Source organism: Chitinophaga sp. (assembly GCF_017745275.1).
Taxonomy (GTDB): domain Bacteria; phylum Bacteroidota; class Bacteroidia; order Chitinophagales; family Chitinophagaceae; genus Chitinophaga.
The window spans coordinates 714,147-726,935 of sequence record NZ_JAGHZS010000002.1 but is presented as its reverse complement, the minus strand read 5'-3'; the positions used below and the strand labels follow the sequence as shown (position 1 = coordinate 726,935).

Here is a 12,789-nt window from a genome sequence, read left to right as displayed (position 1 = left end):
CCCCCCAAATCCGTAATTCGTAATTCGTAATTCGTAATTTTTTATTATTATTACCATTCTTCATTAAACAGAACAGATGAACAAAATTATAGCATCCCTGGCTTGCTGCCTGGCGGCGATGTCGTCATTCGGTCAATCCTCTTCACATGATCTGCATTTTGATAAACTGGCTACCCGATGGGATGAAGCAATACCATTGGGTAATGGCCTGCTGGGAGCATTAATCTGGCAAAAAGAGGATCACCTCCGCTTTTCACTGGACCGGGCCGACCTCTGGGATATGCGCCCCATGAAAGGGCTACACCGTAAAGAGTTCAGTTATCAATGGGTGATTGACCAGGTGCATAAAAAAGATTATGCCCCGGTACAGCAATATTTAGATGAACCATACGATAAAGAAGCAGCGCCCTCCAAAATTCCTGGTGGCGCCCTCGAATTCAATACTAAACAATGGGGCGCCGTACAATCCGTACACTTAACGTTGGCCAATGCGTTATGCGAAGTAGTATGGGCCAATGGCGTGCGATTAAAAACTTTTGTAGACGCCAACAAACCCCTGGGATGGTTTCGCTTCGAAAACGTAGATACCTCGCTGGCACCCAGGCTGGTAGCCCCCAAATACCAGGGCGCTGTTACCAATGCCGGCGATCCGGTAGGCGGCGACGACTTATCCAGATTAGGATACCAACAAGGCACTATTGTGCAAACCGGCAACAGCATTACTTATCACCAGGCCGGCTGGAACGGATTTACCTATGATATCAATGTACGGTGGAAGAAAGTCAATGCCACCACTATTGAGGGCGTATGGAGTATTTCTTCCCAATATCCCAAAGAACCGGTGAAAGTGAAAGCGGATAAAGTTACCGCAACCACTGCCAACACCAGCTTTCAACAACAACTGCTCAGCCATAGTCAGTGGTGGAGCAGGTTCTGGAGCAAATCCGCCATACATGTGCCGGATACGCTGCTGGAAAAACAGTGGTACCTGGAACAATATAAATTTGGTGCTGCTGCCCGCAAAGATGCGCCGCCTATTTCGCTGCAAGCCGTATGGACAGCCGACAACGGCCGTATTGCACCGTGGAAAGGCGACTATCACCACGACCTCAATACCCAGTTGAGCTACTGGCCTTCCTATAGCGCCAACCACCTGGAAGAAGCCATGGGTTATCTTAATCACCTCGACCAAAACAGGACTAACTATGAACGTTATACGAAAATGTATTTTAATGCCAAAGGGTTGGCAGTGCCTGGCGTAACCACCCTCGATGGCACTGAAATGGGTGGCTGGATACAGTATTCCCTGTCCCCTACCGTATCGTCGTGGCTGGCGCAGCATTACTACCTGCAATGGCGCTACAGCATGGATGCAGCATTCCTCAAAGAAAAAGCTTATCCATGGCTGAAAAGCGTAGCCACCTTCCTGGAAAATATTACTATTATCAACGCCGGCGGACAACGGCAACTAAAAATCAGTTCCAGCCCGGAAATCAATGATAACAGCCTGCAAGCCTGGTTCCCGCAAAATACCAACTACGACCTTGCCCTGATGAAATTCACCTTCAGCAAGGCCGCAGAACTGGCAACGGTGTTGAAGCTGCACAATGAAGCTGCACACTGGAAGAAAATACTCGCTGAATTCGGCGACTTCGCTGTTACCGAAAACCAGGAGCTGATGTTTGCACCAACGATGGCATATAACCAGTCGCACCGCCACTTTTCACACATGATGGCCATTCATCCGCTGGGTCTCATCCAATGGGAAGACGGCCCCAAAGCACAGGCTATTATCAATCATTCTATTCACCTCACCGATAGTATCGGCCCCGACTACTGGTGCGGCTACTCCTATTCCTGGATGGCCAACCTCAAAGCCCGTGCGAAAGATGGAGAAGGCGCCGCAAAAGATCTGCAAACTTTTGCCAGAGCGTTTTGTTCCATCAACAGCTTCCACCTCAACGGCGATCAGACCAAATCCGGCTTATCGAAATTCCAGTACCGGCCATTTACACTGGAAGGCAATTTTGCATTTGCCGCCGGATTACAGGAAATGCTGCTGCAAAGCTATGCCGGATTCATTGCTGTGATGCCGGCCATCCCGGCCAGCTGGAACAACGTTGCTTTTGAAAATCTCCGTGCAGAAGGCGCTTTCCTGCTGAGTGCCCAAAAGGATGGCGGACAGGTAGCCGAAGTGAAAATTGTAGCGGAGAAAGGCGGCCACACCCGCCTGAAACTGCCGTTTAAAACGTATTTCGCAGCCAGCAACAAAGGCTTCGTAATAAAAAATACAGGCGACGGATTCCTGGATCTTACTGCAAAACCAGGGGCTGTGTTGTTGCTGAAAAATGGATACGAGTAAGTTATCGGCAATATATTAAAGTCCTTGCGGCTACGAAGTGCCTCTCAAATGTCAAACCCTTGAGGTGCACTTCCTGATGCCGGGGGACTTTTTTTATGCCCTTTCCCTGACAACATTCCACCTCTCTCTCCGCTTGTTTCAAAAATTAATTTTGCTCATAAGTAAACATTCATTTACTTTTGTATCATCATTCAATAACTTATGCGTACCAGAAATACTGCAAAAGAAGAAGCTATTCGCAGCATCTCCCTGAAAATAATTGCTGAAGAAGGGTTGGAGAATCTGAGCATGCAACGGCTCGCAAAAGCGGCCAATATATCTCCCCGTACTATCTATTTAAAGTATGAAAACAAGGAAGACCTGCTCATAAAATTATATTTAGAAGAAGTTTTGGGAGCCTATGAAGCGGCAGTGCTGGAAGATTTCACCGCTACCATGGATTTTACCGCGGGCATGCAGCAAATCTGGCGAAACATCTTTCATTACTTCAAAAATAATCGCCCGGCATTTGTATTGATGCAATACGGCAAATCTTCTCCCCTGCTGAATAAAGCATACCAGAACAATAACATCCGGCAAGGCGAGTATTTTGCGCCGGTACAACGCTTTTTACAACACCATCAGCGGGCAGGCTTGATTAAAAAATTCCCGCACGATGTATACCGGGCGTTGTTGTTTTCACCTGTGCTTGATTTGCTAAGTGAATACTTCGACTACCAGGAAAGACCCAAACAAATTATCACCGAAAAAATGATCCGCGAATGCTGCGATGCAGTGATCCAGGGCATACTCATCTAACTAAATACTAACACATGTCATTACTTCAAAACAAAAAGACCGCCATCATCGGCGGCGGCCCCGGCGGTCTTACACTGGCCCGCCTCCTGCAAATGGCGGGTGCACAGCTCCATGTATATGAAAGGGATGTCAACAGGTCCGTGCGCGTACAGGGCGCTACGCTCGACCTCCACGCCGACTCCGGCCTGATGGCCCTGGAAGCCGCAGGCCTTATGAACGCATTCAAAGCCAACTACCGCCCCGGAGCCGATAAATTGCGTATTGCAGATAAAAACGCACAACTCCTGATGGATGAACCCATCTTTGCATCCGAAGAAATGTTCCGGCCTGAAATAGATCGTGGCCCCCTTAGAAATATCCTGATAGATTCGCTACAGCCTGACACGATTGTGTGGAATAGCTACCTGACATCACTGCACCCGATGGGCAACGGCTGGCAGCTCACCTTTCAAAATGGCAGCACCGCCTATGCCGATATTGTGCTGGCGGCTGATGGCGCCAACTCCATTGTACGTTCAATAGTAACACCTATCCGACCGCTTTATTCCGGTGTAACTATGGTAGAAGGCAGTATATACAATAGCGCCAGCACCGCTCCGGCATTAGACCAACTAGTAGACGGTGGAAAAGTATTTGTGTTGGGCGATGAAAAATCACTCATCCTCAGCAGTAAAGGAGATGGCAGCCTGGTGTTTTATACTGGTTGTAAAACCGATGAAGACTGGGTACACAGCAGCGGTATCAACTTCTACGACCGCCAAGCGATGACAGCCTGGTTTCAAACTTCCTTTGCCGGCTGGAATCCGCTATGGATGGAACTAATAGACAAAGCATCCCTGCCGTTGATTCCACGGCCACAATATTGCATGCCACCAGATCAACACTGGGAAGCATTGCCCAACATTACGCTGCTGGGTGATGCCGCTCACCTGATGCCCCCATTTGCCGGGGAAGGCGTGAACATGGCTATGCTGGATGCATTGGAACTAAGCCAGTGTTTAACACAAGGGAATTACCAGGATGTACACAGCGCCATTGCTGCCTATGAACAACAGATGAGAATCCGTGCAGGAGCAGCGGCTGTTATGACGATGGAGCAAACAACAGTATTACACTCGCCCTCTGCCACCGAACATTTACTGCGAATGTTTAGCTAAACAGTGGCCGATTCCGCTACAGGCGGATGAAACTCCTTCTCACTTTTTGCAATCACAATCGTCGCCACACCATTGCCAATAATATTGGTCAATGCCCTGGCCTCACTCATAAATTTATCCACCCCCAGCAGAAAGGCCAATCCTTCTACCGGTATTTTATGAATAGCCGTTAAGGTAGATGCCAGCACAATAAACCCACTGCCAGTCACACCCGCTGCCCCTTTCGATGTAATCATCAGGATCCCGATGATGCTGATTAGCTCGCCCACACCCAGGTGTACATCATATAACTGCGCAATAAAAATAACAGCCATCGACAGGTAGATAGACGTTCCGTCCAGGTTGAAAGAATACCCGGTGGGCACTACCAGCCCCACCACTGATTTACTGCAACCCATTTTCTCCAGCTTCTGCATAATGGAGGGCAACGCGGACTCCGAAGAAGAAGTACCCAATACCAGCAACAATTCTTCGCGGATATAACGGAGAAACTGCAGGATACTCATTTTGTAATATCTCAAAATACCTCCCAGTACCCCCAAAATAAAGATGGCCATCGTCAGGTATACAGTGCCCATCAGCTTGGCCAGCGGTACCAACGTATGCAAGCCAAATTTGCCTATGGTATAGGCCATACCACCAAACGCCCCCAGCGGCGCCAGGTACATTACATACTTCAACGCTGTAAACACCCATTTGGATAACATGCTTAATCCCTTAATTGCAGGCTGCCGGTACCGGGAATAATTCAGCAGGATCCCCACTACTACCGCCGCCAGTAATACCTGCAGGGTAAGGTTATTCAGAAAGAAGCTCCACCAATCGAAGCTTTCAGAAGCCCCGGACGTATACTTCGACGCATTCTGGATTTGCAGTCGCGACTTATCTATTTTTCCCGGCTGCATCAGCAATGCCATCAGCACACCTGCGGCCAGTGACACCGTGGACACTACTTCAAAATAAACGAGCGACTTCACCCCTATCCTTCCCACTTTTTTCAGATCGTCCATTCCACTAATCCCTAAAACGATGGTTAGAAAAATAATGGGGGCAATAAATAACTTGATGATATCGATAAACGTTTTGCCGATAATTTCCATTTTCACTGCTATAGCCGGCGCCACACTGCCCAGTATCACGGCGGCAATAATGGCGATCAGCACCCAGAAGGTGAGATTGGTAACAATGCGGATATGCCATTTTCGTGGCGCAGTAGTGGTAACCGTTGAAATATTTTCGAGCATAGGTGCGATAGATATTGGTGAATTCCGGCTTTAATTAACGAAATTCCGGTAGCATTACCGAAGGTTAATTTTAATTATCATTTATATTCTTATAACTTACACCTTCAAATAAGCCACTATGGCCTTTTCTTGCACCTCTTCCAACAAGATATATGCAACACAAAAAAAGATTTTTTAGTCCTTTAATAGCGCTTGGACTGCTATTCCCCTTATGCACCATGGCAGCTACCCAGCAGCCCGATACCACTTCGCATCCTGACACTCACCATCTTTTCACGGCCGGCGTAGCCAGTGGCCTGATGGGTGGGCTATATGACGGCTTCTATGCCATCGATTCACTAAAAACCAAAGGCGATTTCGGCCTCGGCGCACCGGATAAGCTGGACGGGGAGATAATGGTGCTCAATGGAAAGTTCTATCAGACACAATCGTCCGGTAAAACCTTCGAAATGCCGCATTCCCAGGATCTCGTTCCTTTTTGCATGGTCAACTATTTTAAGCCGGACCGGGTTATTTCCATACCGACGCCTATGAACAAAACACAATTGTACGCCTGCCTCGATAGCCTCCTGCCCAACGTGAATGGTATGTATGCCATTCACATACGGGGACAGTTCGAATCCCTGAAAACCCGCGCCTTCCCACCGGTACAGGAACAACCCTATCCTCAACTCGCAGGAATGCTCGACCGGCAACACTTCTTCCAGTTCAACCACTGCAAGGGTGACCTCATTGGCTATCGCCTGCCGGCATACATGGATAATACCAACATATCCGGGTATCACTTCCACTATTTATCGGATCAGAAAGATGCCGGCGGACATATTGTAGATGTTACCAGCGGTACCATCACCATTGAAATATCGCAGATGAACAGCTACACCATTGCGGTGCCAAACACACCTGCGTTTAATCATTTCGACTTCAAAAAAGACCGGCAGGAAGATATTAAAAGTGTAGAGAGAGGAGCGAAATAAGCAGAAAGCGAAAAGCAGAAAGCAAAAAGCTATTGAGGCGATTGACCAGAACGAGTATTAAATTACTTATCTGCTCTGATCAATCGCCTCAATAGCTTTTTGCTTTCTGCTTTTCGCTTTCTGCTTAGTGCATTGGCGTACTTTTTACTTCTTCACTTCCTTCAATCACACCCGCCAATTCAGGGTTCGTTACTTTCTCCCTGCTCAATATCCTGTAAGTAAGGAAAATACTGATCAGCATACATACTGCTCCAATGAGGAAGTGTATGCCCGGGAAATAGAAAGGTGCTTTGTCGGTGGTGAAATAGGCGAAAGTGCTGTTCATCATCAATGGACCTATAATGGCTGTGAGGCTCATCAAACTGGTCAATGATCCTTGTAATTCCCCCTGTTGATTAGGTGGCACATGACCGGAAATCACGGATTGCAGGGAAGGACCGCAGATACCTCCGAGGCAATACGGTACCAGGAAAGCGAACATCATCCAGCCCTGTGTGGCAAAGGCAAACAGTACTAATCCCAGTGTATAAAATGATAACCCGAGGTAAATACTTTTTTCGTTGCCAATTTTAGGATTGACAACCCGCGTTAATCCTGCCTGTACTGCACCCACCAGGACGCCCACTACGGCGAGGGAAATACCTACCATTTTCTCGCTCCAGTTAAAGCGATAAATCGTGAAGAAATTCCAGTTACCCTGTACGGCCTGTGCTCCCAGGTAAATAAGGAAAAAGCTCAGTGCAAGTCCACCTATTTCTTTATGTTGGGTTAAGAATTTCAGGGAACCAAACGGGTTGGCTCTTTTCCATTCAAAAGGTCTCCTGTTTTCCGGAGCCAGAGATTCCGGCAGGAAGAAATAACCATAGAGGCAGTTCAGTAAACAAAGTGCGGAAGCGGCATAGAAAGGTGCGCGCATTCCCCAGTGTGCGAGGAAGCCACCCAGTGCAGGTCCCAGCACAAAGCCAATTCCAAAGGCAGCTCCGATGAGTCCGAAGTTTTTGGCGCGGGAGGTTTCATCTGTACTTACATCAGCAATATAAGCGGTGGCAGTAGTAAAGCTGGCACCTGTGACGCCGGCAATAACACGGCCCAGGAACAGCCAGCCATATGCTGGTGCAAGCGCCAGGATAATATAATCTATCCCGAAACCCAGCAAGGATAACAACAATACCGGACGACGTCCGAATCTATCACTCAGGTTACCGATAACAGGTGCAAACGTAAACTGGGTGATCGCAAAAACAGATAAAAGCATGGCGCCGTATGGGCTGGCCTGGTTAACCGGAATGTGCTTTAAATACGCAATCAGGTCGGCCATTACCGGGATAATCAATCCCCATCCCATAATGTCAATGAGTAGTGTAATGAAAATAAAACTAATAGCGGCCTTTTTGGATGTATACATAATAGTGGTTTAGAAACAAGGTTTGCAAATTCTAATAGACGATAGATTTCAGCCCCTGCTATAGCGGGCATGTGGCATTCATACGGTAAAGATATTCTTGACGGATTTCGGGTAAAAATGTTTTCCGGTCAGGCTCACCGATTTACCGGTAAAAGGAGCGCTTTTGCCGGTGAAAATTATAGCAGGGCGATAAGTGTTATCACACGAATAGATGTTATTTCATGCTACAAAGGTATTCATTTCAATCAAAAAAGAAAGGGGTGAATAAGACAATAAAAAGGTTTTTTGCGACATTCTGTAAATGTGCGTGATACCACATCACAGCCCCGCTACAGCGTGGCGACAACTTATTTTTCTATCTTTGGAATATGAAAGCGATTGTTGATTTTATTTCCAGGTTTACCGAAGTAAGTGAAGAAGATGCCGAATTCCTATCCGGTTTTTTACGGGAGAAAAAGTTTAAAGCAAACGATATTATCTTCCGGGGTGGTAACGTATGCGAAGCCATGTATTTCGTGATTGCCGGTACCGCCAGGTCGTATTTTGTGAACGACCAGGGGCAGGAATATACCTGGACCTTTAACTTCAACGATGCCGACGCTACCTTCGAAAATTCCATTATCATCGATCATCACAGCTTCATCAATCAAACCCCTTCTGCACTCACCGTGGAAGTAATCAAAGACCTGGATGCGGTGGAATTACGGTACAAAGACTTTGAAATCATGATGGCCGCATCAGCCAAAATGCATGACATCGTAAAAGTTTTCACGGATAACGGCTTCAGCTATACGTACCAGCGGGCGTTCAATTTATTTACCCGCTCCGCAAAAGACCGGTACCTCCAACTATTGAAAGACGCTCCCTACCTGTTGAACAAATTTTCCCACTACCATATTGCCTCCTACCTGGGCATCGCCCCACAGAGCTTAAGTCGCCTGAGAAGAGAAATTATGAGCGGCAGCTAATTTCTTCACAAATGTGAATGAAAAGGAACCAGCGAAAGGCTAATTTCGTATCCGTGATACGGAAATTGAATTTCCGCGTACTAACTTTTCATCATTTATCAACGTTTAAAAATGACAGCTATTCTGATATTTTTTGGAGTGCACTGGTTTTTCTCCCTCTTCTTTCATACGTTCTACCTGCACCGGTATGCATCGCACCAGATGTATACTACCAACAAGTTCTGGGAGCGCTTCTTTTATTTCAGCACCTGGTTTTTCCAGGGATCGTCTTACCTGATTCCAAGAGCTTACGGTGTGATGCACCGCATGCACCACGAATACAGTGATACCGAACAGGACCCACACTCCCCTCATTTCTTCAAAGATGTTTGGGGCATGATGATACATACCCGGAAGATTTATAATGGCTTCGTAACCCGTACCAGCACCATAGATGCTAAGTTCCTGGAAGAGCCCTTACCGGAATGGGATGCACTCGATAAATTCGGCGACAGTAACATCACCCGCTTCCTTTGGATGGCAGCGTATGTTACCTTCTACGTAGTATTTGTGCCTGCCGGCATGTGGTACCTCTACCCGTTATTGCCCATTCATTTCCTGATGGGTCCCGTACAGGGCGCTGTAGTAAACTGGTGCGGTCATAAATACGGTTACCAGAACTTTAAAAATGGCGACCATTCCAGGAATACTTCTCCCTGGGGTATTATCCTCCTGGGCGAACTGTTTCAGAACAACCACCACAAATTCAAAGACAGTCCCAACTTCGCCAAGAAATGGTATGAACTGGATCCCAGTTACCAGGTGATGAAGTTGCTGCACTTCCTGCATATCATCCGGCTGAAACCAGCCCTGCTGACGGCAGCGCAGAGCAGAAACGCAAAAGCAGCGTAAGGAGCGGAAAGCAAAAAGCAGAAAGCAAAAAGCTATTGTCGCGAGTGATGAAAGCGTAGGATCAAATATCCGCTCCAATCACTCGCGACAATAGCTTTTTGCTTTCTGCTTTTTGCTTTCTGCTCTACGGCAACTCTTTATTCCTAAAATAGCTCTTAAACTCGCTCACATCATATATTTTAAACCGGGGTGTCATAGCCTTACCCGATTTAACCACAAGGGGTTCAATGCGGCCCTGCCTGATGGCGTCCAATAATTCATAGGCCAGTTTTTTGCCACCGGGGCTATCATAAATTTCTACCACCCTTTGCCAATACCATTCCGGGCTGGCCTGCTCTACAGTCCCTTTGCTGATTTCCGTCCAGGAAGATTCCCCGTTCTTAAATGTAATCCGATAGCGATTTACATATCCCAACGCGGTTCGTTCCCCTCCCTTTACTTCTGAGAGTACAAATTTTATTTCACCGGTTTGCCAATCCTGTATTTTGTATACTTTGTCCAATATGGGTACTCTGCTGCTACGCGCTGGTACAAATATCTCCGCCAATATCTTATAGTTGGAATAAATCAGTCCATCTGCCACAATTTCCCCGGAGGCTTCCCTGGCCTGATTGAGCAGGTTCCTGATTTCCGTTTCGGCCGCTGTTACGCCCATAGTCTTATTGGCAAGTTTCTCAAAAATTTTCGCCATCTCCTTCTTCTGCAATGCCGCCATATATCCTGATAATTTATCCTGGTATTCCATCAGTGTTTTGAAGTTATCCGACTTTCGGATGCTGGCTTCAGCGCGACTCATCATTTTTCCGCCTCCACCACTGCCGGAAGTGCTGCCTGTTCCCCTGCTGTTCATCCCCGATTTACCACCTGTGCGCATCATGGGCCCTTCCGCCATCGCTGGCTGCAAGGGCGCTTCCACGGTGAGCAACTCGCCTGCTTTTGCTTTCACGGCCTGCACATTTTCGGCATTTAAAGCCGGAGCGCGACCAGCCATATCCCTGACCTTATCTACTGCCCTGCGCCAGGTACCTCTCAATTCACGGTTGGCTATATCCACCTGCCGCTGTTGCTCCAGCGCTTTCATCGCTTCAGCTTCTGTCGGCTGTTCCAGGGTAGTAACGGTACCTAACGTATCTTCCGCCATCGTGTTCCCTTTGGAAGAAACATTCAATACGTCAGACAAGCCCGTGTTGTCCGGCCCGGTCATCCGTGGATTTTCGGGTACCCCACGAACCTCCGGCCTGAAGTCTTTCCGGGGAGCAACGGCCATAAATACCAAACCAAATATTTTGGCCGCCGTTGGACTTAATCTGGCAATCTGCTCTTCTATTTTACTACTCCCATAAAACAAGGCTATCTCATAAATCATTGCCGCAAATCCCGATTCTACCAGAACCGGCAAAAAGCCCAGCGCCATAAATAGTAGCTGTGTAACAATCACCATGCCCTGGGTGCTTTTATAAATCTGCATAATCATGGCGCCATAAAAATGTTCTGCAATAAATATTTCCTGTACCTTGAACAGGTTGGGCTTCAGGGTTTCAAATTCAATGTAAATATTATTATGGTTCTTCGGATCTATATACACAATGGTGATGCCACCATAGGCTCCGCTACTGCCAACATTACTACCCGCGCTCACTACACCCTTCGCCAGTTCGGCGCCCGTGGTATTTACCGCAATGGTGGTGGTCACCAGCATATGCAACAGCGTGAGCGCTGCCTGGCCTGTTGTTCCCATTAGCAACGCTTCCAGCTGATTCGCATTTCCCTTCTTCGTGGCGGTTTCCACTGCATTGGTTAAGTTGCTTACTGCTGTCCAGATACCCTGTATTTGCAACGTCTCTTTTAAGTTCACCCACTCCACATTTGACAATTGACATTTGTTCAACTGCCGCATGTTTAAAAACAACTTCAGTTCATCTACCAATACCTGCACCGTCACTTTACTATCCAGGGAAGACTTGATGATGTGCTCCATGTTGGAATAGTAGGTATAACTTTCTTTAATCGGTTGCAGGAACCAGGTTACTTCCGCCGGGGTAAAACCATAACGGTTCGCTGTATATAATTGTACGCTTTGTCCCATTGCCATTAAACGAATACAGACCGTTACATACAGTACATAATACAAAGCCGCCTTCTCACTCTCCGGATCAGTAACATAGGTGATACTCCAACGTGCTTTGGGATCTTTTTCTGTGGTTTTTACGGTAACAAATTCATCCCGTAAATATTTGATCATTTGAAAAATGATCAATACGCCGCCACCAGCTTCTGTCTTTACATAGCCAGAAAAATCATCCAGCGCTTTTTCCATCACCTTTACATCTGCTTCTTTCCATTCCCTTTTCCCTTTTGCGCTGTTCCATATGGCGTTTATTTTCTTCGTTTGCTCCTCCAGTCGTGATTTTACGGTGACGCTGGTTTTAGGATCAAAGTCGTATAAGTCGCTGTCCGATTTTACAGTATAGCCATACTGACGGGCGTATTCATCTCTCAATATATCCAGTATCGATTTACTTTGCATTCTCTTCTTACGCTGCTCTTCACGGAATGCATTAATGGCAGAACGGGTGTTGGGATTGAGATCCAAAAATCTTTTTTTGTAGCTGTTATAGCTGTCCGATACCGGATCTCCCGTGAGCAGCTTATCCCATATCTCAAACAGATCGCCGTGGTTACGATCTACTTTGGCACTTTGAAAGATAAGCCACTGGAAAGTGGTATCCGACCTGTAATAATGAATGCAGTTGGTATTATAGCTGTACCGGCCGTACAGTTCCAGGTAGGCATTCATCAGTTGTACCAGCACCTGGGCATCTTTGGTAGACACCACAATTTTAACCGCCGCCTCGTACTCCCTGGTAAACAGGTGCTGGTACTTATCGTTGAAATCGGTTTGATCAGCGATCCGTTCTGTTTTCTGAGAAAACACTTTTTCTATGAGCTGCCGGAAGCTCGCCACGCTGCTGTTTTCTGCCATGACC

At 47.0% G+C, this 12,789-nt stretch carries 9 protein-coding genes; 6 read left to right on the top strand and 3 right to left on the bottom strand.

The window, feature by feature from the left end; all coding sequences use genetic code 11:
* Positions 1–76 precede the first annotated feature (76 nt).
* From J7623_RS08690 to J7623_RS08680, 3 genes are all read left to right on the top strand, one after another.
* A complete protein-coding gene (locus tag J7623_RS08690; protein ID WP_291919428.1) occupies positions 77–2,362 on the top strand; it encodes a glycoside hydrolase family 95-like protein in 2,286 nt (761 codons plus the stop codon).
* A gap of 201 nt (positions 2,363–2,563) precedes the next feature.
* Entirely contained in the window at positions 2,564–3,160 is a 597-nt protein-coding gene (locus J7623_RS08685; RefSeq protein ID WP_291919427.1) for a TetR/AcrR family transcriptional regulator, read from the top strand.
* Between the two features lie 14 nt (positions 3,161–3,174).
* Positions 3,175–4,317 carry an NAD(P)/FAD-dependent oxidoreductase gene (locus tag J7623_RS08680; protein WP_291919426.1) on the top strand — a complete coding sequence of 381 codons (1,143 nt, stop codon included), beginning with the start codon at positions 3,175–3,177 and terminating at the stop codon, positions 4,315–4,317.
* Here the strand turns inward: J7623_RS08680 and J7623_RS08675 are convergent.
* A complete protein-coding gene (locus J7623_RS08675) occupies positions 4,314–5,561 on the bottom strand; it encodes a cation:dicarboxylase symporter family transporter (RefSeq protein ID WP_291919425.1) in 1,248 nt (415 codons plus the stop codon). The genes J7623_RS08680 and J7623_RS08675 overlap by 4 nt on opposite strands.
* A gap of 152 nt (positions 5,562–5,713) precedes the next feature.
* On the opposite strand from J7623_RS08675, the gene budA reads away from it, so the two are divergent.
* Positions 5,714–6,538, top strand: a complete 825-nt coding sequence (gene budA / locus J7623_RS08670) for an acetolactate decarboxylase (RefSeq protein WP_291919424.1) — start codon at positions 5,714–5,716, stop codon at positions 6,536–6,538.
* Positions 6,539–6,662: 124 nt separating this feature from the next.
* Here budA and J7623_RS08665 read toward each other — a convergent pair whose 3' ends face one another.
* Positions 6,663–7,943, bottom strand: coding sequence for a TCR/Tet family MFS transporter (locus J7623_RS08665; protein ID WP_291919423.1), 1,281 nt, complete (start codon positions 7,941–7,943; stop codon positions 6,663–6,665).
* A 368-nt stretch (positions 7,944–8,311) separates the two neighbouring features.
* Here J7623_RS08665 and J7623_RS08660 point away from each other — a divergent pair, with 368 nt between their 5' ends.
* Positions 8,312–8,911: a Crp/Fnr family transcriptional regulator gene (locus J7623_RS08660; protein ID WP_291919422.1), complete on the top strand. Its 600-nt coding sequence runs from the start codon at positions 8,312–8,314 to the stop codon at positions 8,909–8,911.
* Between the two features lie 111 nt (positions 8,912–9,022).
* Positions 9,023–9,802, top strand: a complete 780-nt coding sequence (locus tag J7623_RS08655) for an acyl-CoA desaturase (protein ID WP_291919421.1) — start codon at positions 9,023–9,025, stop codon at positions 9,800–9,802.
* Between the two features lie 124 nt (positions 9,803–9,926).
* Here the strand turns inward: J7623_RS08655 and J7623_RS08650 are convergent, their stop codons facing one another.
* Positions 9,927–12,785 (bottom strand): hypothetical protein, encoded by a 2,859-nt coding sequence (locus tag J7623_RS08650; RefSeq protein ID WP_291919420.1) that lies wholly within the window; start codon positions 12,783–12,785, stop codon positions 9,927–9,929.
* Between the last annotated feature and the right edge of the window lie 4 nt (positions 12,786–12,789).